The organism is Halopseudomonas salina (assembly GCF_014637955.1).
Taxonomy (GTDB): Bacteria; Pseudomonadota; Gammaproteobacteria; order Pseudomonadales; family Pseudomonadaceae; genus Halopseudomonas; species Halopseudomonas salina.
Window position 1 is genome coordinate 1 of sequence record NZ_BMFF01000008.1, and the last position, 22,620, is coordinate 22,620.

Annotated in this window: 16 protein-coding genes and 1 tRNA gene; 15 read left to right on the forward strand and 2 right to left on the reverse strand. The window is 58.7% G+C overall.

Going from position 1 to position 22,620, the window contains the following annotated elements; genetic code table 11:
• Positions 1-163: 163 nt before the first annotated feature.
• A complete protein-coding gene (locus IEV54_RS15250) occupies positions 164-796 on the reverse strand; it encodes a TetR/AcrR family transcriptional regulator (RefSeq protein ID WP_150279008.1) in 633 nt (210 codons plus the stop codon).
• Positions 797-901: 105 nt separating this feature from the next.
• Here IEV54_RS15250 and IEV54_RS15255 point away from each other — a divergent pair, with 105 nt between their 5' ends.
• The 5 genes from IEV54_RS15255 to IEV54_RS15275 all read left to right on the forward strand — a co-directional run bounded on the left by IEV54_RS15255 (position 902) and on the right by IEV54_RS15275 (position 7,163).
• Entirely contained in the window at positions 902-2,002 is a 1,101-nt protein-coding gene (locus IEV54_RS15255; RefSeq protein WP_150279009.1) for an efflux RND transporter periplasmic adaptor subunit, read from the forward strand.
• The gene (locus IEV54_RS15260) at positions 1,999-5,028 is read left to right on the forward strand and encodes an efflux RND transporter permease subunit (RefSeq protein WP_150279010.1); all 3,030 of its coding nucleotides are present in this window, start codon (positions 1,999-2,001) and stop codon (positions 5,026-5,028) included. Before IEV54_RS15255 ends, IEV54_RS15260 begins: the two co-directional genes overlap by 4 nt.
• Positions 5,029-5,091: 63 nt before the next feature.
• Positions 5,092-5,168, forward strand: a tRNA-Asp gene (locus IEV54_RS15265).
• A 103-nt stretch (positions 5,169-5,271) separates the two neighbouring features.
• Complete coding sequence (locus IEV54_RS15270) at positions 5,272-6,030, forward strand: hypothetical protein (protein WP_150279011.1); 759 nt, start codon at positions 5,272-5,274, stop codon at positions 6,028-6,030.
• A complete protein-coding gene (locus IEV54_RS15275) occupies positions 6,030-7,163 on the forward strand; it encodes a hypothetical protein (protein ID WP_150279012.1) in 1,134 nt (377 codons plus the stop codon). Before IEV54_RS15270 ends, IEV54_RS15275 begins: the two co-directional genes overlap by 1 nt.
• A 384-nt stretch (positions 7,164-7,547) precedes the next feature.
• Here the strand turns inward: IEV54_RS15275 and IEV54_RS15280 are convergent, their stop codons facing one another.
• Complete coding sequence (locus IEV54_RS15280) at positions 7,548-8,570, reverse strand: AraC family transcriptional regulator (protein WP_150279013.1); 1,023 nt, start codon at positions 8,568-8,570, stop codon at positions 7,548-7,550.
• Positions 8,571-8,751: 181 nt separating this feature from the next.
• On the opposite strand from IEV54_RS15280, the gene IEV54_RS15285 reads away from it, so the two are divergent.
• The 10 genes from IEV54_RS15285 (at position 8,752) to IEV54_RS15330 (ending at position 22,601) form a co-directional block, all read left to right on the forward strand.
• Positions 8,752-10,785, forward strand: coding sequence for an NADPH-dependent 2,4-dienoyl-CoA reductase (locus IEV54_RS15285; protein ID WP_150279014.1), 2,034 nt, complete (start codon positions 8,752-8,754; stop codon positions 10,783-10,785).
• Between the two features lie 169 nt (positions 10,786-10,954).
• Positions 10,955-11,803, forward strand: coding sequence for a hypothetical protein (locus IEV54_RS15290; protein WP_150279015.1), 849 nt, complete (start codon positions 10,955-10,957; stop codon positions 11,801-11,803).
• 89 nt (positions 11,804-11,892) lie between these two features.
• Positions 11,893-12,777 carry an NAD(+) kinase gene (locus IEV54_RS15295; RefSeq protein WP_150279016.1) on the forward strand — a complete coding sequence of 295 codons (885 nt, stop codon included), beginning with the start codon at positions 11,893-11,895 and terminating at the stop codon, positions 12,775-12,777.
• The gene (locus IEV54_RS15300) at positions 12,774-13,748 is read left to right on the forward strand and encodes a metallophosphoesterase (RefSeq protein ID WP_150279017.1); all 975 of its coding nucleotides are present in this window, start codon (positions 12,774-12,776) and stop codon (positions 13,746-13,748) included. The genes IEV54_RS15295 and IEV54_RS15300 overlap by 4 nt, the downstream gene beginning before the upstream one ends.
• Before the next feature lie 40 nt (positions 13,749-13,788).
• Complete coding sequence (locus tag IEV54_RS15305) at positions 13,789-14,637, forward strand: rhomboid family intramembrane serine protease (RefSeq protein ID WP_150279018.1); 849 nt, start codon at positions 13,789-13,791, stop codon at positions 14,635-14,637.
• A 16-nt stretch (positions 14,638-14,653) separates the two neighbouring features.
• A complete protein-coding gene (locus tag IEV54_RS15310) occupies positions 14,654-14,920 on the forward strand; it encodes a YeaC family protein (RefSeq protein WP_150279019.1) in 267 nt (88 codons plus the stop codon).
• Between the two features lie 53 nt (positions 14,921-14,973).
• Positions 14,974-15,750 (forward strand): DUF2797 domain-containing protein, encoded by a 777-nt coding sequence (locus IEV54_RS15315; protein WP_373286454.1) that lies wholly within the window; start codon positions 14,974-14,976, stop codon positions 15,748-15,750.
• A 10-nt stretch (positions 15,751-15,760) separates the two neighbouring features.
• Positions 15,761-18,409 carry an aminopeptidase N gene (gene pepN / locus IEV54_RS15320; protein WP_150279020.1) on the forward strand — a complete coding sequence of 883 codons (2,649 nt, stop codon included), beginning with the start codon at positions 15,761-15,763 and terminating at the stop codon, positions 18,407-18,409.
• Positions 18,410-18,843: 434 nt separating this feature from the next.
• Positions 18,844-21,222: an efflux RND transporter permease subunit gene (locus IEV54_RS15325; protein ID WP_150279021.1), complete on the forward strand. Its 2,379-nt coding sequence runs from the start codon at positions 18,844-18,846 to the stop codon at positions 21,220-21,222.
• Positions 21,223-21,440: 218 nt separating this feature from the next.
• Positions 21,441-22,601 carry a WD40/YVTN/BNR-like repeat-containing protein gene (locus IEV54_RS15330; RefSeq protein ID WP_150279022.1) on the forward strand — a complete coding sequence of 387 codons (1,161 nt, stop codon included), beginning with the start codon at positions 21,441-21,443 and terminating at the stop codon, positions 22,599-22,601.
• Positions 22,602-22,620 lie beyond the last annotated feature (19 nt).

Sequence of the window (22,620 nt, forward strand, 5' to 3'; positions counted from 1 at the left end):
TCTGGCTGGCACTTTGTCGAGGTGGAACTCGAGGTTCCCAGGGGTGCGCATCCGGGAGTTGCCGAGTTCCATCTCGGCTGTGAGTGTTTCTGGCTGGCACTTTGTCGAGGTGGAACTCGACATTCCCGGCTTCGGGCTCCGCGCTTCCTTTTTCCCGTTTTCCTCAGGCTCGCATGGAGTGCGTCAGCATCCGCAGGGCGTAATCAACCAGCGTTTCCAGATCGGGGCGGTTGGGATCGACGTCGGCTGATTTGCTGCATTGCATGATTACGCCGTGCATCGCGCCGCGCAGAAAGTAGGCTGTCATCAACGGATCTGCGACGCGCTCGCGGCTCAGGGTGCCGTCAGCTACGCCCTTGATTAATGCGTTGACCATCATGCTCATCGCTTCTGCACCGCATTCCTGCAGGGCTTTACTTTGTTCGTCTTCGTCGGCCAAATGCTCGAAGGTGCTGGCCTGCGTGAGTACGTCAAAGTAGTTGGGTTCCTCGACACTGAAGCGGTAGTAGGCGCGGCCAATATTGCCAATCTGCTCGGCGCCCTGGTCGGTTTGCTCTATGGCGGCAGCGAACCGGTCGCGTAGCGTTGTGCCGGCACGCAGCATCAATCCACGCATGATTGCCGTCTTGTCCTTGAAGTACACGTACAACAGGGCACGGCTGAGCTGCGCCGTTCGGGCAATCTCATCCATCGAGCTTTTTTCAAAACCCCTGGCGAAGAATATGTGTTCGGCAGCATCCAGAATGCTGTCGCGGCGGTCCTGCTTTTCTCGCTCTCGGCGCTGGTCGAGACTCATGTTTGTCCATTTCTATTGGTTGGTAAACGATTGTGTGGGTGCGTTGACAATCTGTCAATAAATGACATTATGTTCTTAATGTCCCCGTAGACCCTGGAGCCAACCGTGCCCAACCATTATGAACTACCTCGCCTCCTTTCGCTGGCACTGGCTGGCTTGCTGATGACCACGCTGGCTGGATGCGGCGATGATGGCAATGCCAGCGGGGCTGAAAGTCGTGATCGACCTGTCGTGGTTCGGGCCGCACCGGTGCAGGTGGCAACGGAGGCTGAGCCCTTGCGTTTTGCTGGCGTGGTCCGTGCCAGACAACGGGCCCAGTTGACCTTTCAGGTGGGCGGAGTGTTGCGCAGTCGTTCAGTGGAAATTGGTCAGGCAGTGGAGCAGGGGCAAGTTCTGGCCACGCTTTACAACCCTGAACTGGAACCCGCGCGCAATGCGTCGAGGGCGCGGCTTGCTGAGCTTCGAGCACAGGCCGCCCAGGCTGAGCGCGAGGCGCAGAGAAGTGATCAGCTGTTTGAGCGGGGGGTCATTTCAGCCCAGCAGCGCGAGCAGCAACAGGCACGGCTGGATGCTTTGCAGGCCGGTGTCGCCAGTGCCCGTGCGTCCTTGAGCCAGACCGAACAGCTACAGGGTGAAAGCCAGTTACGGGCCCCCTTTGCTGGTCGCATTGAGGCATTACTGGTCGAGCCGGGTGAGTTCATCGCACCAGGTCAGCCGGTCATGGGGCTTGCCGCATCCAATGGACTGGAAGTGGAAGTACTGATTCCAGGTCATATGCTCGAGGGTCTCGCCGTTGGCCAGCAACTGCCGGTCTGGCAGAGCCTGGCAGATGGGCAGTTGCTGGGGAGGGTTGTCGAGATAGGCCAGGGATCGTCCCAGGGCAGTGCGCTGTATCCGTTGGTTGTTGCGTTGGAGCATCAGGCTGCGCGGACCGGTGATGCGGTTGAGGTGGGTATTGGTATGCCCTCCGATGACTCGCTGAAGATCCCGCTGGCTGCAGTGATGCGTTTGTCCAATGGTGGCAACGATGGTCTGGCCGTGTTTCGGGTGACTGATGGGCGGGTGGAGCGGGTGCCGGTACAAGCGGGGGCCTTGCGTGGCGAGCAGGTAACGCTGGTCGGTGATTCCCTGCAGGCCGGTGACCTGGTGGTATACGCCGGCCTGACCCGTTTGTCCGATGGCGATTCCGTGGAGTTGCTGCCATGAATCCGGCGACGTGGGTGCGTCCCCGGCTGATCGGCCTGGTGGTGGTTATGCTCTGCCTGCTCGGAGTGGCCTCCTATCTGAATATGGCGCGCCAGGAAGATCCTAGTTTCCCCTACCGGGCCGGCCTGATTACGATCATCTATCCGGGGGCCATGGCCGAGGCTATCGAGCGCCTGGTGCTCGAACCCTTGTCCGACGAGCTGACCCAGGTTGACGAAATCGACTACTTCACGGCAACCGCGCGCACCGGCGTGGCACTGGTGAATATCAGTTTTGACGATTCGATCTACGACACTGATGCCGGGTGGGACCGCGTGAGGCAGGCGATCAGCCGTGCCGAGCTGGAGTTTCCCGAGGGTATAGCGCGCGTGGAGCTGGATGATCGACTGATCGACATTCCTGCGGTGGTACTTTCGGTACGCGGCAGTGCGTCGCTGGTCGAATTGACTGAAGTCGCCGAAGGGCTCAAGCGCAACCTGACCGATCTGGAAGGGCTTGCGCGTATAGAGCTCGAGGGGGATGTGGACGAGCAGATCACCATTGCCCTGCGTGACGCGCAAATGGCGCGCCTGGGCATTTCCGCCGGTTATCTTGCGACTATTCTGGCGGAGCGTAATCAGGTTATTCCCGGTGGTTTTGTGGTCGCTGACGGTAAGCGTCTGGGGTTACTGCCCAATAGCGAGTTTGCCAGCATCGATGCGCTGCGGGGCACGCAGATACCTTTGCCCCAAGGCGGCAACGTACCCCTGGAAAATCTGGCAGAGATCTGGCGCGGCCCGGTTGAACCGGCGCAGCCTAAGGCCTGGTTCAATGGCGAGCAAACGGTTCTGGTGAATCTGACCGCGGTGCGTGGCCAGGAAGATGCGATTCGTTTTGGTCAGCGTGTGCGGGAACGTCTGACCCTTTTACGGCCTGATCTGGCGCCGTTTCAGGTAGATGAGATGTTCTTCCAGCCAGATCAGGTTGAAGAGCGCCTGGATGGGCTGGAGCTGAGTTTGTTGGGCAGTGTGCTGATCATCATGCTGGTGGTTTTCATCGGCATGGGTTGGCGGATGGGTCTGCTGGTCGCGACCATGCTGCCGATGGTGGCGCTGATCAGTCTGGGTATATACAACCTGGGCGGAGGCATCCTGCACCAGATTGCCGTTATCGGGATGGTCATTTCCCTGGGGATTCTGATTGATAACGCCATTGTCATGGTGGAGAACATCCAGGATAGATTGAATCGCGGCGAAACCCGCGAGCAGGCGGTTTATGGCGGTATTCGGGAGCTGGCCGGCCCCCTGGGCGCCTCTACCGCGACCACGCTGGCAGCCTTCACTCCCTTGCTGCTGGCCAAGGGCGGAGCGGCAGATTTTACCCGAGGTATTCCGGTGATGATCATGCTTACGCTGTCGGTCAGTTATCTGCTGGCGATTGGTGTTGCGCCGCTGCTAGCGGGTCGTTTTCTGAAACCCGCGCCCAAACATAGCAGCCAATGGATGGCCACACTGAGCCGTGGGCTGGGTCGAGCCAGCACGGGAGCGCCCTGGTGGGTAATAGGGCTGGGTGCACTGACAGTGGTGGGCAGCCTTACGCTGGCACCGATGGTGAAGATGCAGTTCTTTCCCAATGCCGACCGGCCCCTGGTGGTGGTCGAGCTTTACATGCCCGAGGGTACTGACCAGCAGCAGACCGAAGCGGTCAGCGCCACGCTCGAACGCGCCCTGCGCGAACATCAGGATGTGCAGCAGATACACCGTTTTGTCGGCTCGGCTGGACCCAGCTTCTACTACAATCTGCGGCGTTCGCCCCAGGCTTCCAACCGCGCGCGCCTGGTCGTCGACGCAACCAGCCTGGCCGCGACCAGCGCTATTATCCACTGGGTCCGCGACCATGTGGAGCAGCATTACCCGCAGCTGGAAATTGTTGCCAGTACCCTGGGACAGGGTCCACCGCGGGTCGCCCCGGTCGAGATGCGGCTTTATCACCATGACGACGCTGTGCGTATTGCCGCGACCGAACAGATATTCGCAGTCACCCGGTCCATTCCGGGCGCGGTGGACGTGCGCCATGATATCGATCTGGGGGTGCCCGCATTGCGCATCGAGATCAACGACGCCCTGGCCCAGCGTTACGGCCTGAACCGGGCCCGGATTGCCCGCGCGCTGAATACCACCACCCTGGGTCTGACAGTGGAACAATACCGCCAGGAGCGTGATCCTATTGCCCTGGTGCTACGCTCACCCGAGGGCACCGCGCAGACTTTGGAGCGCCTCAAGTCGGTCACCATCTTCAATGATGCGGGTCAGGGAATTCCGCTTACTGCGCTGGCGCGAATCGAGCCGCAATGGCAGCCGGGCGGGGTTTATCAACGCAATGGAGTGCGAGTCCAGACCGTGACGGCTGGGCTGGAGGATGGCTACAGCTTCAGTCAGATCCTTGAGCAATTAAACAGCCAATTGGTGCAGACTCCCTTGCCTGAGGGTGTGCGTATGGAGCTGGGCGGTGACAAGGAAGGCTCTGGTGACGCCAACAACGCGATCTTTACCAGCGCGCCGATTGGCATTTTGCTGCTGCTGTTTTTCCTGTTGCTGCAGTTCAACTCATTCCGTCGTGTGGGCATCATCCTGCTGACGGTGCCCCTGGCCAGTGTGGGTGTATTCCCAGGTCTGGTGCTGTCCGGCACTCCCTTTGGCTTCCAGTCCTTGCTGGGCATTATTGCGCTGGTGGGGATTGTGGTGAACAACGCCATCGTGCTGCTCGATGTGGTTGACCAGCGTCTGGCCGATGGAGCGGATATCGTTGAAGCTGTGGCTGAAGCAGTCGAGCGGCGTACCCGGCCGATTCTGCTGACCACGGCCACGACCATTGCCGGTCTGCTGCCATTGGCTTTCTCGCAGTCAACCCTGTGGCCGCCGATGGCCTGGGCGATCATCTCCGGCCTGCTGGCTTCTACTGTCCTGACATTGCTGGTGGTGCCCGCCGTCTGCAGGCTGACACTCGGCCGGCGCAATGAACCGGCGAAAGCCGCTGTAAGTGCTTGACTCGCCTGACCAAATGTTTACAATGCGCGCCTGCTCAGTCGGACATGGTCCCTGTGCAGATGCGCAGTGGTAGTTCAGTTGGTTAGAATACCGGCCTGTCACGCCGGGGGTCGCGGGTTCGAGTCCCGTCCACTGCGCCATATCCCTCGAGAAGCCCCCGTGCAGAAATGCCGGGGGCTTTTTCGTTTGTGCAGCACATAGGCGTAGACTGGTACAAATCCCTGTATCGGAGCCTATCTGCCTGTGATCGCCTTGCTCGTGCCTGCTATTGCCCTGTTGGGCTGGAGCCTGGTTGTCGATCCTGTCCAGGGCTGGCTGTTTCTGCCACTTTGGGCGGCCATCAGCTGGCTGATTCTGACTGGCAGTCTGGAATCGGCGCGTTTACGCAGACGCGTATGGCTTGATCAATATCTGCTGGCTGATTCGGGCTGGCACCGGTTACTGCGTGGTGGTGTGCTGATGACCGCCTGGCATCTGCTGATTGCCTCCCTGCTGGCGTTGTTCATGCTGGCCAGGCTACTGCATGCCACTGGCTGGTTATGGCTGATTCTGCTGGCGCAGGTGCCGGTGCTCTGGTTTCTGGGTAGCTGGCTGGACCTACGCTTGCGCGCCCATCTCAAGCCGCATGTACGGGCGGCGATCATCCGACGCCTGTCGGTGCCGCTGGCGATGCTGCCGCTGCTGGTTTGCTATCTACTGGTTTCCCTGTATACGTCCCAGCCCGATATGACCGGCATGGGCTGGGGCGCGGCGGTGGGCCTGCATCTGCCAGAGGCGCAGAGCAGCATGGCCTTGCTCGCCGTTTTCGAGCGTGTCTATCTCCTGCTGGACCTGACCCTGCAGTGGGCGCTGCAGAACACCCTGGGCAACATTGATGACAGCGGTCTGCTGGCACTGCTTGCCTGGAGTCTGTTGTTGCTGGGAGGCGCTGCATTCGCCTGGGCCTGGGTGCGCATGCTGGTCGGCGTGAGCGCGCTGGTCTCGCAGTGGAGTAACAGCTGATGAAAATGACTTTCGCGCGCCGGATTCGACTACTGCTGGTGGTGATACTGGCCGTGCTGGTGCTGTTTGTCTCGATGAACGCAGGGTTGCGCCTGCTCACCGAGCGACTGGCCGATAATCGTCTGTTTTCCGTCCTGGTCAACGATCAGCGGCTGCTCCTTGATGGCGCAACGTTGCGCCAGTTCAACACCGATCTGCTACGTCTGACCGAGCAGCAGCGGGACCAGACAGAACAGCAGATGCAGCAGTGGGCTGATCAATGGCTGGACCAGAGCTTTGCTCTGGCCTTGGCTGCATTGCCCGATTATATGGACTGGTATTACTCCATGCCCGGATCCTATGCCCGTCTGTACCACGCTGTGGATGGGGATCTGGATGTTTTCATGCAGCAGCGGATGACTGATTTTCTGATCGAGGATAGTGGTCTGCAGCAGCGCCTGGCGGGTTTTGATACAGCCATGCTGGCGCGTTGGCAGACGCTGGCGGACACTCAGCAACGGGTGGTGCAGAGACAGCTGACCGGTCTGTACGCACATCGTCAGCAAAGCCCTGAAGCCGTCAGTGCAGAGCCAGTCACGACGCTGAATATCGATCAGGCGCTGGGACTGGGATGGTCTGCCAGTGCCGAGGACCTGCAGCGTTGGCAGGCGGGATCGCGCGCGTCGCTGGTTGTGGGAGCCGGCACGCTGGGTTTGCTGTTACGTCGTTCCCTGATGCCCAGATTGATGAGCCTGGGTGCGGTGCAGGGCAGCAGAAGGGCGTTGGCAGGATTCGTTGCACGGTTGGCGCCCAGGCTGGCGATCGCGATCAGTACTGGTGGTACGGCTGCTGCGGTTACAGCACCCAGCGGGCCTGGTGCACTGGTGGCCGGTAGCGTCGCCTTCCTGACTGCCGCAGGAACACTGGTGGTAACCGATTTTACGCTGTTGAAGGCCGAGGAAGCGTTACTGCGCGAGCGCAAGGAAATGGAAATGCGTGGCGAGCTGCTCGCCACCCGCGAAGCCTTGCGTGTTCAGCTGCATCAGCAACTGCAAGGTACCTTCAACCAGGCCCAGGAGGCCTTTCAGCAAAGCCTGACCCAGGTTTACGACCGGCCCGATATGGACAGACGCTTTCATATCCTGGGGCCATAGCGGCTCGGCGACTTCTTTTTGCGGTAATCCTGTGCGTGGACGACAGCTGGTGCAGGTGTTATTTCCTGCGTTACCTGAACTTTTCCCTATTGACTTCATCTGACTGTAACGCAAGGCAATTATGGTCAATTCAGGCCTGAGTTGCCTGGTGTGTAACCGTTGTCAAAAGAGGAATCAACAATGAACGATTATGTAGAAGAATTGATGGAAAAACGTGCCCAGGAATGGGATCAGGAAGCGGACGACGCCGAAGAGATGTAAGTGCTTCGGCTGGCCTTCCCCAGGTCAGCTATCCGGGTGCTCTGCCATCCTTGCACCGGTTACCCCCTTACCGGCAGTATTTTATTTCTCGACCTTCGACCTTCGACCTTCGACCTTCGACCCTCAGCCTTCAACCTTCACCTGACGCTGCTCTCGCCGAAAGTGTCCAGGGGCTTGTGCTGTCCAGCGTTTGAATGCCCTCTGAAAAGCCGCCGGGGATGAGAATCCAAGCAGGAAAGCAATTTCCCCCAGGGCCAGCTCCGTATCGCGCACGTAGGTCAGGGCAAGATCGCGTCTCGTGTCGTCGATGATATCCTGAAAACGCGTTTGTTCCTGTTGCTGCAGCTTGCGCCGCAGGGTCCAGGACGCCATGCCCAGTTCGCGAGCTACTTCGCTGAGCCCCGGCAGTTGACGATGCAACCGGGGAGAGACGATTTCCTCGACCCGTTCACGTAGCCGGCGGTGGCGGCCCAGCTCGTATAACTGTGCGTCACAAAGTGATTGCAGATGGTTGAAGGTGGCTGGCGCAGCCTGGTCCAGGGCCAGTTCCAGACTCGCGGGCTGCCATATCAGTTGATTGTGTTCCTGGCCAAACAGCACCGGGCATTTGAATAGCTGCTCGTAGCATTCGGCGTAGGCGGGTGCGGGAAACTCGATATGCACAGCTTCCAGTCGCGCTGCGCCGCCGGTCAGTTGCTGACCCAGCCGCGCGCGGGACGCCAGGGCGGAGTCGACCACAAACAGATTGAAGGCGTTGTAGGGGCTGATGGAGTAAAAGCGCAGGGCGGGTGCGTCAAAACTGGAGTGGCCTCGATAATTCTGGCTCGAGAGGCGTTCGTAGCGGACCAGAGTAGCAAAGGCCTGCTGCAGGTTCATTGCGCATTGGGCGGTCAACCCGGCCAGGCCCAGGTGGCTGGCCTGGCTGTGCTCACCCATGAGCAACCCGATGTCTGCGCGGCCACTCAGGCCGATGGCGGCATTCCCCAGGCGCATGAAGCGGGCAATACTGATACGTGCCTGGGGCGTCGCGAGCATCTCGCGGGTGATACGAAAGCGCTGCAGAAGGGGCTCGACGTCATGCCCCAGACTGCGTAATGCGGCCCTGAGGCTATAGACGTAGCCAACAGATAGATCCCCAAGCTTCAAGGCCGGCTCCTTTCTGGATAAATAAAGGCTGTGCGGCCCATGCGCAAATGTAATCCAAAGTCATACAAATGTCATTCAGGGTGATTGAGCGCCGCCGCCTCGGGGCCTATTGTCTTTGCACTGATAAAGACCGGGCATGTATCCGGTCGCTTCCTGATGATGATATGACCGGAGCAACACCATGACCGAGCACGCACTCTACCCGCATCTGCTGGCGCCCCTTGATCTGGGATTCACCACTCTGCGTAACCGTACCCTGATGGGTTCGATGCACACGGGCCTGGAGGAAAGACCCCATGGCTTCGAGCGCATGGCAGCCTATTTTGCCGAGCGCGCCCGTGGCGGTGTTGGTTTGATCGTGACCGGCGGTATCGGACCGAACGAGGAGGGCAGTGTTGCCCACGGCGCGGCCAAGATGACCACCCCCGAAGAGGCCGAACACCACAAGGTGGTGACCAAGGCGGTACATGAAGCAGGCGGCAAGATCTGCATGCAGATCCTCCACGCTGGTCGTTATGCCTATAGCCCCAAACAGGTGTCGGCGAGCGCGGTCAAGGCGCCGATCAACCCCTTTACCCCCAAGGAGCTGGACGAGGAGGGTATCGAGAAGCAGATTCAGGATTTTGTCACCTGCTCGCAACTGGCTCAGAGCGCCGGTTATGACGGCGTCGAGATCATGGGTTCGGAGGGGTATTTCATCAACCAGTTCCTGGTCAAACATGTGAACCAGCGCACCGACCGTTGGGGTGGCAGCTACGAGAACCGCATGCGTCTGCCGGTGGAAATCGTGCGTCGGGTCCGCGAAGGCGTCGGCGCCAATTTCATCATCATCTACCGGCTGTCGATGCTGGATCTGATCGAGGGTGGCAGCACCTGGGATGAGGTGGTGATGCTGGCCAAGGCGATCGAGCAGGCTGGTGCAACCATCATCAACACCGGGATTGGTTGGCATGAGGCGCGTATTCCAACCATTGCCACCAAGGTGCCCCGCGCAGCGTTCACCAAGGTGACCGCCAAGCTCAAGGGTGAAGTGAATATCCCCCTGGTCACCACCAACCGGATCAATACCCCGGAGGTGGCAGAGCAGGTACTGGCCGAGGGCGACGCGGATATGGTGTCCATGGCCCGTCCGTTCCTGGCTGATCCGGAGTTCGTCAACAAGGCTGCGGCGGGTCTGGCGGAAGAGATCAACACCTGTATCGGTTGCAACCAGGCCTGCCTGGACCACACCTTTGGCGGCAAACTGACCAGTTGTCTGGTCAATCCGCGCGCCTGTCACGAGACAGAGCTGAATTATCTGCCGGTCACCCAGGTGAAGAAGATTGCCGTAGTCGGCGCCGGCCCTGGCGGGCTGTCGGCCGCCACTGTGGCTGCCCAGCGGGGTCATGAGGTCACACTCTTTGATTCCGGTGATGAAATAGGTGGCCAGTTCAACATTGCCAAGCGGATTCCGGGCAAGGAAGAGTTCTACGAGACGCTGCGCTACTACGATCGCATGATTGCCAAGCACGGCGTGCGCCTGGTGCTGGGTAAGCGGGCCAGCGTCGAGGATCTGGCTGATTTCGACGAGGTGATTCTGGCTACGGGTGTGGTGCCACGGACTCCGGATATTCCCGGGATCGGTCATCCCAAGGTGTTGGGTTATCTGGACACCATCCTGCAGCGTCGCGACGTCGGCAAGCGTGTGGCGGTGATCGGTGCGGGTGGTATCGGCTTTGATGTATCCGAGTTCATTACCCAGCAGGGCGAGAGTGCTGCGCTGGATACCGAGCTGTTCTGGGACGAGTGGGGTATCGATCCGGCTATCGAGGCGCGGGGCGGTATCGCCGGCGTCGAGGCGCATCCGCACCCACCCGCCCGTGAGGTGTTCCTGCTGCAACGCAAGACCAGCAAGGTGGGTGATGGCCTGGGCAAGACTACGGGCTGGATTCACCGCGCGGGTCTCAAGAGTCGTCAGGTGAAGATGCTCAACGCTGTGCAGTATCTGAAGATTGATGACGAGGGGCTGCATGTCAGCATTGCCGAGGGCGAGCCCCAGGTGCTGGCGGTGGATAATATTGTTATCTGTGCAGGTCAGGATCCGCTGCGTGAATTGCAGGCAGGCCTGGAAGCGGCGGGCAAGCCGGTGCACCTGGTGGGTGGCGCAGACGTGGCTGCCGAGCTGGATGCCAAGCGTGCCATTGATCAGGGCTCTCGCCTGGCTGCGGCACTCTGACTATCGCCGGGCGCGGCTCCTGCCGCGCCTCTGGCTGTCGCCTACTGCCAAATTCGTCACAATCCTCGGTTACATTTCCCCTCAAGATCTTCGACCAAGTGCAATCGCCGCAAAAAAAGCGCAAAGTCCTGTTAACCAGGTGAGTTGAAGGGGCGGCACGGGGGTATCCATGAACATTACGCACAAACCATTGCTGACTGAGGCGGTCCTGTTTTTTGCGGAGCGGGGTATTGCCAAGCAGATGCTTTATGCCGAATTCGAGGCCTTGCTTGATGGCATGGTGGCGACCCCGGAATTTGCCGATGAAACTGTCGAGGCCGTTTTTGTTCAGATAAATAACCGTCTGCACGTTCGTGCGGCGGTTTTCTTCACTCTCGATTTCGATCTTGATGGTCATATCAGCCCGCTCTGGAATATGCCACTGCGTGCACTGGCAGAGAAAGCCGGCCGTGGGCCGGACATGGGTGGCGGCCCTATCCGTCTTGCCTGCCTGGGGTTTTGCAGCGACAACAGATTCAAGCCGAATCTGTGGAAGCCTGCACAACGGGAGGGCAAGGCCGATCTGCTGATGATCAAGGAAGCTGTCACGCGCAATACCCTCGGTATTCTGGGCGATGACCGCGAGGCACTGGCGGTTATCCAGACGGAGCATCTGCAGATGGCCGCGGAGGATGCCTGGTACGGTGGCGGGAACGTGGTCAGCCCACAGGCAAGGGTTGGCAGCCAGTTGCCAGAGCAGGATAAAAAGAGCAGCGCGCAAGCTGCGGCTGCCGCCACTGAGCAGCAGGCAGCACACAAGGAACAGATCAGTGATCTGAAGCGCCAGCTTGATGAGCTGCGTCAGCTCCGTGAAGTGGAATTGGCTGCCGAGCGCCAGCGTCACAAGGACCATCTGGCCATCGTTCAGGGTGAACTACACGACATCAAGAACGAACTGGCGTTGCAACAGAAAATCAATATTACCCTCAAGCGTGATCTGTCCAGACTGCAGAATCGCTCGGCGAGCGACGCCGACTGACACCTCTCATTACCACAGCGCATTTGCCAGCACCCTGCTGGCTGCGGATAATCACTGATTGACCGGCTATGGCATAACAGTGAGGTGGTATGGATCAGTTCCGCAACATCGGTTTGATCGGGCGGCTGGGTAGCGGCAGGGTGGTGGACACCCTGAAGCGCCTGAAACGCTTCCTGATCGACAGTGGCCACACGGTTATTCTCGAGGATGCCGTAGCCGATCTGTTGCCGGGGCACCATCTGCAGGTTTGCTCACGAAAGATGATGGGCGAAATTTGCGACCTGGTTATTGTTGTCGGTGGCGACGGCAGCCTGTTGGGCGCGGCGCGCGCACTGTGCCGCTACAACGTGCCGGTGCTGGGCGTAAACCGCGGCGGCCTGGGATTTCTCACCGATATTTCTCCCGACGAGCTGGAAGCGCAGGTCGGTGAAGTGCTGGCTGGCCGCTACATGGTCGAGAGTCGGTTTCTGCTGGATGCCTTCGTGCGCCGCGATGACGAGCAACTGGGCACCAGTGAAGCCCTCAATGACGTGGTTCTGCATCCGGGCAAGTCGGCACGCATGATCGAGTTCGAGCTGTACGTCGATGGCCAGTTCGTTTACAGCCAGAAGTCTGATGGACTGATAGTGGCCACGCCCACCGGCTCCACCGCCTACGCACTGTCAGCGGGTGGCCCGATCATGCATCCCAAACTTGATGCGGTCGTTCTGGTGCCCATGTTCCCCCACACCCTGTCCAGTCGCCCGATAGTTGTTGATGCCGGTAGCGAATTGAAAATTGTCATCTCCAAGCAAAGCGGTATTTACCCGCAGATCAGCTGTGATGGCCAGGTACATATCGCCTGTGCACCGGGGGATTCGATCACCATTCGCAAAAAGCCGCAAAAGCTGCGGTTGATTCATCCCCTGGATCACAATTTTTATGCCATCTGCCGGAGCAAGCTCGGCTGGAGTAGCAGGTTGACTGATCAATGACACATCCGACTGCGCATACTGGCCGCGGATTCGATGTTATTGGCGACATCCACGGCTGCGCGCATACCCTGGAGACGCTGCTGGAGAATATGGGCTATGCCCCGCATCAGGGCGTCTGGCAACATCCGCACCGTCAGGCGCTGTTTCTGGGTGACATCATCGATCGCGGGCCGCGTATCCGTGAGGCGCTGCGCCTGGTGCACGACATGGTCGAGGCCGGTAGCGCCCAGTGCATCATGGGGAATCATGAGATCAATGCGCTGGCCTGGGAGACACCCGCACCTGCGGGCAGCGGCAGGCAGTTCATTCGGGAACATACCGAGCGCAACCGCAGGCAATTGGCGGCAACCCTGGAGCAGATGGCCCCGTGGCCTGATGAATGGGCGTATTACCTGGAGTGGTTCTACCGGTTGCCGTTGTTTCTTGACCTGGGTGAAATCAGGCTGGTGCATGCCTGCTGGGACGAGAGCCTGATCAGACCCTTTGCCGCGCAATACCCTGATGGACGAATCGACCGGGAGTTTCTGGAGTCGGCAGCTGAGCATGGCGGATTCGCTTCCCAGGTGCTCGAGCGGCTGCTGCGCGGTAGTGAGATGCGTCTGCCCCATGGGGGTAAAATGGTCAGCAAGGATGGGCTGGTCAGGCACAGCTTTCGTACCAAGTTCTGGGAAGAGGAGCCGCAGACCTATGGCGATCTGGTATTTCAGCCAGATGCACTACCCGAGGACGTAGCGACCCGGCCGCTGACCGATAGTCAGAAAGCCGAGCTGCTGATCTATGGCAGTGAGCAACCAATTCTCTTTGTGGGACATTACTGGCAGCAGGGCGATCCGCACCCGCTGAGACCCAATCTGGCATGCCTGGACTACAGCGCGGTGAAGTATGGCAAGCTGGTCGCCTATCGCTGGGATGGTGAGCACCGTCTGCAGCGGGACCATTTCGTGTGGGTAGACGTGCCCAGGCTGGCATGACCAGAACCTGGCGGCAGCCGTAAAAATTGAAGAGGTAAATATGTTCCGCGCCCTGCAGTGTCCGTTGGAGGAAGACCTCTCCAGCTTTACCCGTTATTTGCGCAGCCAGGGAGTGGTCCATCGCGTTACCGAGGAGGGCAATCAGCAGGTTGTCTGGACCCGGGACGAAGCCGGTGCACATTTTGCCCGAGAGTGCTATGCCGAAGGCGTTCCGCAGACGCCTGATATCCGACCTGCAGTGCGAAACCGGGGCCCCTCCGGGAGTGCAGGCTGGATGCAAACGGCCAGGGGAATACCTCTGACGCTTGGCGTGCTGCTGGTTACTGGCGTGGTGGCTCTGCTCACCGGCCTGGGCAGCCAGGTTGACGGTGTGGTGATGTTTACCTTTGTGCCACCAGAGAACAGTGAGTATATGGCCAGTCAGATTGACCTGGGCCAATGGTGGCGGCTGATCACGCCGATATTTCTGCATTTTGGCCTGATGCATCTGGCTTTCAATGCGCTCTGGTACTGGGAGCTGGGTCGTCGGATAGAGCTGCGCTCCGGCTCGCTCTGGCTATTGGGGCTGACGTTGCTGTTCGGTCTGGTGTCCAACAGCGTGCAATGGCTGTTCAGCGGGCAGCCGTTCTTTGGCGGGCTGTCTGGTGTGTTATACGGGCTACTGGGTTATTGCTGGATTTACCAGTTAATGGCGCCGAACGTGCATTTTGCGCTGCCCAAGGGTGTGGTGGTGCTGATGCTGGTGTGGTTGGTGCTGTGCCTCTCGGGCCTGGTGACACTGCTTGGTTTTGGTGCCATAGCCAATGCGGCTCACGTGAGTGGTTTGCTGGTTGGCTGTGCTGCAGGCCTGGTTGCAGGCGGGTCCCAGCGGTTCGGTTTGTCGAGATAATTTTCTGGAGAATGAAATGACTACCTTTGTCGAGATGTTGCGCAATATCACCCCCGAGGTATATGCCAGCCTGAAGCAGGCGGTGGAGATCGGCAAATGGCCGGACGGTCGCCGCCTGACCCAGGAGCAGAAAGAGCTCTGCATGCAGGCAATGATTGGCTGGGAGCTGGAAAATCTGCCTGAAGAAGAGCGCACCGGGTTCATGGGTGAGCAGAGCTGTAAATCCGAGAAAAAAACCGTGCCCAATATTTTGTTCTCGACCAAATCGGATACCTTGCATTGATACAGCCAGTCAGCGGTGAGGGCAGCGTCAGCAAGCTGCAGGCAGATCTTGATGTGCCCGTGCGCTACAGCCTGTCGATTGGCGAGCAGCTATTGCCGCTCAATGACTGGTTGGGGAGTACCCTGCGTATAGAGGCACTGGGGACTATCCATTGCAGCCATTGTGGGCGGCGCACCAAAAAAAGCTACAGTCAGGGTTTCTGTTATCCCTGCATGACCAAGCTGGCTCGCTGTGATACCTGCATCATGAGTCCGGAAAAGTGCCACTATGATCAGGGTACTTGCCGCGAGCCGGCCTGGGGCGAGCAATTCTGCATGACCGACCATATTGTCTATCTGGCCAATTCGTCAGGACTGAAGGTGGGTATTACCCGTGCCACCCAGATCCCGACCCGCTGGATTGACCAGGGTGCGAGCCAGGCACTGCCGATTCTGCGCGTGGCTACTCGTCAGCAGTCAGGTCTGGTCGAGGACCTGCTGCGTCAGCAGGTCGCCGACAAGACAAACTGGCGTGCGCTGCTGCGCGGTGAACCGGAGCCGGTTGACATGCAGGCAGCCCGCGAACGAATCATGGAGGGCGCGCAGGAGGGCCTTCTTGCGTTGCAGGCCCGCTTTGGCCTGCAGGCCATCCAGTCCCTTGACGCCGAGGTGGTGAATATTCGCTACCCGGTGCTCGAATACAGCCCGAAACCCCAGTCAGCCAATCTGGACAAGGAGCCGGTGCTCGAGGGCACCTTGCTGGGAATCAAGGGTCAGTATCTGATTCTGGATACCGGCGTAATCAATATTCGTAAATATACGTCCTACACACTGTCTGTCAGTGTGTACTGAGGAGTGCAGCATGCGTACCGAACAGCCCAAGACCATTTATCTCAAGGACTACCAGGCGCCTGAATACTGGATAGACGAAACGCATCTGACGTTCGAGCTGTTCGAGGACCATGCGCTGGTTCACAGCCGCCTGAATATGCGCCGCAATGAACAGGGCGCAGGTCAGTCGCTGCCCCCGCTGGTGCTGGATGGCCAACTGCTGGAGCTGGTCAGCGTGGCGCTGGATGAGCAGCTGTTGCAGGCCGGCGACTACCAGCTGGATGAAGATACCCTGACATTGCAACCCGCGGCGGCGGCGTTTGTGGTGGCCGTTACCACCCGAATCGAGCCCCAGCACAATACCGCGCTGGAAGGGCTTTACCAGTCCGGCAAGATGTTCTGCACCCAGTGCGAGGCCGAGGGCTTTCGCAAGATCACCTATTACCTGGATCGTCCCGATGTGATGAGCCGGTTTACCACCACGGTGATTGCCTCAAGGGATTATCCGATTCTGCTGTCCAACGGTAATCCGGTTGCCAATGGTGAAGAGAAGGGCGGCCGTCACTGGGTGACCTGGGAGGACCCTTTCCCCAAGCCGGCTTACCTGTTTGCCCTGGTGGCGGGCGATCTGTGTCTGATCCAGGACAGCTTCACCACCATGAGTGGTCGCGAGATTGACTTGCGTATCTACGTGGAGCCGGAGAACAGGGAGCAGTGCGGCCACGCGATGGATAGTCTCAAGCGCTCCATGCGCTGGGATGAGGAAGTCTACGGCCGTGAGTACGATCTGGATATCTTCATGATTGTGGCGGTCAACGACTTCAATATGGGTGCAATGGAAAACAAGGGGCTGAACATTTTCAACTCCAGCTGCGTACTGGCGCATCCCGATACGGCAACCGATCTGGCCTTCCAGCGGGTCGAGGCGGTGGTGGCGCACGAGTATTTCCACAATTGGTCGGGCAATCGGGTTACTTGTCGAGACTGGTTCCAACTGTCGCTCAAGGAAGGCTTTACGGTATTCCGTGATTCGCAGTTTTCCGCCGATATGAATTCACCCACTGTCAGCCGTATCGAGCATGTCGGCTTTCTACGCGCCAACCAGTTTGCCGAAGATGCCGGCCCCATGGCTCACCCGGTTCGACCTGATTCGTTCATCGAGATTTCCAACTTCTATACCCTGACAGTGTACGAAAAGGGTGCTGAGGTCGTACGCATGTTGCATACCCTGCTCGGGGAGCAGGGCTTTCGCCAGGGCTCGGATCTGTATTTTGAGCGCCACGATGGTCAGGCCGTGACCTGTGATGACTTCATCAAGGCCATGGAAGACGCCAATGGCGCAGACCTGGGGCAGTTCAAGCGCTGGTACAGCCAGGCCGGGACGCCTCGGCTGGCCGTGGAGAGTCGTTACGACGCGGCTAAAGGTACCTTCAGTCTGTTATTCCGCCAGAGCTGCCCGCCAACGCCGGGGCAAAGCGAGAAACTGCCGCAGGTGATTCCGGTGCGCATGGCTTTACTCGACCGTGAGGGTAAGGAATTGCCCCTGCAGTTTGAGGGGGAGGCTGCGCCCGTGGGCACTGAGCGTGTGCTGGCCGTGGCAGGCGCCGAGCAGGTATTCACCTTCACCGGGTTGACGGAAGAGCCATTGCCATCCCTGCTGCGCGGGTTCTCTGCGCCAGTGAAGATGAGCTATCCCTACAGCCGTGATGATCGGGTCTTTCTGGCCAAGAATGACCCCGATGGTTTCAATCGCTGGGAAGCAGGGCAGGCACTGGCGCTGGAAATGCTCCAGGGTATGATCGGTATTCATCAGGCGGGTCGTCCGCTGCTGCTCGATCAGCGTTTGCGTGATGTGTTTTACGCACTGCTGACGGACAGGGAGCTGGATCCGGCCATGGTCGCCGAGATGCTCAGGTTGCCGTCTGAGGCTTATATGGTCGAAGTGTCCGAGGTGGCTGATGTGGACGCAATCCACCAGGTGCGCGAATGGGTGCGCGGTGAGCTGGCCAATACCCTGGCCGACGTCATGTGGCCCCTGTACCGCGACCTTGACGATGGCGCAGCCTACAGCCCGGATGCGGGGTCAATGGCGCGCCGCAGCCTGAAGAATACGCTCTTGTCCTACCTGATGCTCACTGGTTCCCAGGACGCGGTTGATGCCTGTGTACGTCAGTATGTGGAGGCCAATAACATGACCGACCGCCAGGCGGCGCTGGTCTGTCTGGTCAATTCCGACTTCGAGAAGCAGAAGCAGGCGGCGCTGGCCGACTTTGCCGAACGCTGGAAGGATTATCCGCTGGTCATGGATCAGTGGTTCAGTGTGCAGGCTGCCTGTGCCTTGCCCGGTGGTCTGGTTCGCGTTGAAAAGCTCCTCGAGCACCCTGCGTTCAGCATGCGTAATCCCAACAAGATCCGTGCTGTGATCGGTGCCTTCGCCAATCAGAACCTGGTCAACTTCCACGCTGCCGATGGCGCCGGCTATCGTTTCCTGGCCGAGCGGATATTGCAGCTCGACCCGCTAAACCCCCAGGTGGCAGCGCGACTGCTAACACCGCTGACGCGCTGGCGCAAGTATGATGCCGCCCGCCAGGAGCTGATGAAGGCAGAATTGGCACGCATCATGGCCGCCAGTAGTCTCTCGCCGGATGTATATGAAGTGGTCAGCAAGTCGCTTGCCTGACATTCCCGGGTAGGCAATCCCCCGTACCAGAGCACCCGGGAGGGTGTTCTGATGCGTTTGGGCCGCTCTATAACGGGCTTTCTGGCCGGTTTTTCCGTGGTTCACAAAAGATAACTTGCAAGGATTAGTGAAGTCAGTGAAAGCGCTGTAATATCATGTCGTCCGTCGTGTGACCGTGACATCAAATAAAAATAAAGGGGTAGATGTATGGGGGCGTCCGTCGTGAACCTTCGCGCGTTTGATCCAGTTTCAATCCAGTCAGAAGCAGATCGCCTGTCGATTCTGTTCACTTCGTTGTATGCCTCCGGAAAATGCAATCCGTCCGGATTTGTCCATGTTTGATCTTGTGATGCTGCCCCTTACAGGCGGGCAGGGAAAACTGCTGCCTGAACTAACAATAAATGCCAGATGGCTTGTCTGCCGGGAGAATCGGGATGTCGAATAACGTTCACGAAGCCGAAACCTTTATGGAACGGCTGGTGTTCAACAACCGCCTTATGGTTGTTGCGATCTTTACCATAATCACCATTATCCTTGGCTATCAGGCCTTGCAGATCCGTCCTGATACCAGCTTCGCCAAGATGATTCCTCTTCAGCATCCCTACATTGTCAACATGGTCGAGCACCAGGACGACCTGTCGAACCTGGGCAACTCCATCCGTATCGCGGTCGCAATCGAAGATGGCGATATCTTCAGCACCGAGTACATGGAAACCCTCAAGCGCATCAACGACGAGGTGTTCTTCCTGCCCGGCGTCGATCGTTCCGGTTTGCGCTCGCTTTGGACGCCCAACGTGCGCTGGACCGAGGTCACCGAATACGGCTTTGACGGTGGCCCGGTTGCGAGCCATCCGGCCTACCTGGATGAGCAATCACTGGATGATCTGCGAGTCAATGTACTCAAGTCCGGTGAAATTGGTCGCTTGGTAGCCAACAACTTCAAGTCCACCATTATCGAGGTGCCGCTCCAGGAGTTCTATCCGAACCCGGATAACCAGTCCGAGCTGCTGCGTATGGATTACGGTCTGTTCTCCCAGCAACTGGAGGAAAAAATCCGCACCCAGTTCGAGGAAGAAAACCCGAATATCAGCATCCACATGGTCGGTTTTGCCAAGAAGGTCGGTGACCTGATCGAGGGTCTTGGCGCGGTGGTGATGTTCTTCGGTATCGCACTGCTGATTACCTTCGTACTGCTGTACTGGTTTACCTGGTGCATCCGCAGCACCATCTCGGTTCTGGCCACCACGCTGATCGCCGTAATCTGGCAGTTGGGTCTGATCTACTCGCTGGGCTTTGGACTGGATCCGTACTCGATGCTGGTGCCGTTCCTGATCTTCGCTATCGGTATTTCCCACGGCGTACAGAAAATCAACGGTATTGCGTTGCAGTCAGGCGAGGCAGATAACGCCCTGATCGCGGCCCGTCGTACTTTCCGTCAGCTGTTTCTGCCCGGCATGATCGCAATTCTTGCCGACGCGGTTGGCTTTATTACTCTGCTGGTTATCGATATCGGCGTAATCCACGAGCTGGCTATCGGTGCCTCCGTGGGTGTAGGTGTGATTGTGTTTACCAACCTGATCATGCTGCCGGTCACCATTTCCTATCTGGGCATCAGCAAGAAGGCCATCGAACGCAGTAAGCGTGACGCGGTTCGTGAACATCCCTTCTGGCGCGCCATGTCCTATACCGCGCACCCGAAAGTGGCGCCGTTTCTGGTCATCATCGCCCTGGTGGGTGGTACTGGCGCCTTCTTCTACCAGAAAGCCAACCTTCAGGTAGGTGACCTGGACCCGGGTGCACCAGAACTGCGTCCTGATTCGCGCTACAACCTGGATAACGATTTCATCATCTCCAACTACTCGACAAGTTCCGACGTACTGGTAGTGATGGTCGAAACCCCGCCGGAAATGTGCTCTGCCTACGAGACTATGGAAGCGATCGATCAGCTCGAATGGCACATGGCAAACTTGCCAGGCGTGCAGTCGGCAGTGTCCCTGGTGACTGTGGCCAAGCAGGTACTGATGGGTAACAACGAGGGCAACCTCAAGTGGCAGACGCTGTCGCGCAATCAGGACAACCTGAACAACGCAATCAGCCGCGCACCCGAAGGCATGTTCAACAATACCTGTTCGTTGGCGCCGGTCATGGTGTTCCTTAACGACCACAAGGCTGAAACTCTGAAGACGGCCACCCGGGGAGTTGAAGAGTTTGCTGCCGAGTACAACACCGAGAACATGAAGTTCCTGCTGGCTGCCGGTAATGCGGGCATCGAGGCGGCTACCAACGACGAGATTGCCAGCTCTGAATTGCTGATCCTGTTGCTGGTTTACGTGTGGGTAGGGGTGATGTGCTATTTCACTTTCCGCTCGTTGGCAGCCACGATCTGTGTGGTATTGCCGCTGGTACTGACCTCAGTGCTGGGTAACGCGCTGATGGCCTACCTGGGTATAGGCATGAAGGTGGCAACCCTGCCGGTAATTGCCCTGGGTGTGGGCGTAGGTGTGGATTACGGGATCTATGTTTACAGCCGTCTGGAGACCTTCCTGCGTGCCGGGATGCCGTTGCAGGAGGCTTACTACGAGACCCTGCGCTCAACCGGTAAGGCGGTTCTGTTCACCGGTCTGTGTCTGGCGATCGGCGTGGCCACCTGGGTATTCTCGGCCATCAAGTTCCAGGCTGACATGGGTCTGATGCTGACCTTCATGTTCCTGGTTAACATGATCGGTGCGTTGTTGCTGCTGCCAGCACTGGCCCGTTTCCTGATCAATCCGGCCAAGATTGCTGCTTCAACTCCGCCCAAGATTCAGCACTAAGATGTTGTGGCTCTCGGTCATTGGCCGGGAGCCACATAGGTTGATCAACTCTGATGGTGTGCGCCAGTGGTCACCGATCAGGGTCATGATTGACACGCGATAACCCGAGGCCGGTTGGCAGGTGCTGTCCCAGGCCGTTACTATCAATAGACCGCTCAAGGGCGGTTGCCCTGCCTGTCTAGAACGACAGGTACCTATAAGAACAAGGGGAATGGTGTATGCGTGAGCCCATCCAACGGCACAGTCTGGAAGCAGGCGAGGCCTGCAATGTGTCCGGCAAGAGCCGCAAGCTCTCTTTATCCACTCAGGCTTTTTCTGCTCTGGGTCTTTCCGTGGCATTGGCCTTCGCGCCCGTCGCGATCGCCCAGGCCCAGGACAGTATCGCCGGTGAAGCCAAGCCCGCCGTCATGTCCGACATGGCCAGCGAAGTACTGCTGCTCGATGTTGAGCAGGTAGGTGATCGCCTGGTCGCCGTCGGCAGCCGTGGTCATATCGTCTATTCCGATGACAACGGCGAGAACTGGACCCAGGCCGAATCGCCCACGCGTCAGATGCTGACTGCGGTCGATTTTGTCGATGGTCAGAAAGGTTGGGCTGTAGGCCATGACTCGCTGATTCTGCACACCAGCAACGCCGGTGAAAGCTGGGAGATCCAGTACCGTGATCCGACCCTGGATGAAGCCCGTGACGAACAGGCAGGCGGCCTGCTTGAACGCCCGCTGATGGACGTCTGGTTCCGCGATGCCAACACGGGTTTTGCTGCGGGCGCTTACGGCCTGTTTCTGCGCACCGATGATGGCGGCGAGAACTGGGAAGAACTGCCCGATCTGATCGATAACGAGTTCGGTTTCCACTACAACGCCATGACTGCGGTAAAAGATACCGGCCTGTTCCTGGTAGGGGAAATGGGCACCATGTATCGCTCCACTGATTTTGGCGACACCTGGGAAACCATCCAGGATCTGCCCTATGACGGATCGCTGTTTGGTACCGCCGGCACCGGTCGCGCCAATGAGGTGCTGATCTGGGGCTTGCGCGGCAACATGTATCGCTCAAGTGACTTTGGCGACACCTGGCAGCAGATCCGCCTGGAAACGCCCGACGGCGACGAGCTACAGGCAACCCTGTCCAGCGGCCAACTATCTGACGATGGCAAGTTGGTTGTAGTAGGCGTGGGTGGTGTTGTTGTTATCAGTGAAGACAACGGACGCACCTTCGACGTCGATGTGCGCGCTGATCGCGTGGCACTGGCATCTGCGGCGATTCTGCCTAACGGTGATTTGTTGTTGCTGGGCCAGCGTGGTGCGGTGAAAACAGGCCCTGGTGGTATGAGCGGTGTCGATAAAGATGCCCCCGCAGCGCAGATAGGTACTCCCTGATCGGCTCCAACCGATCCAA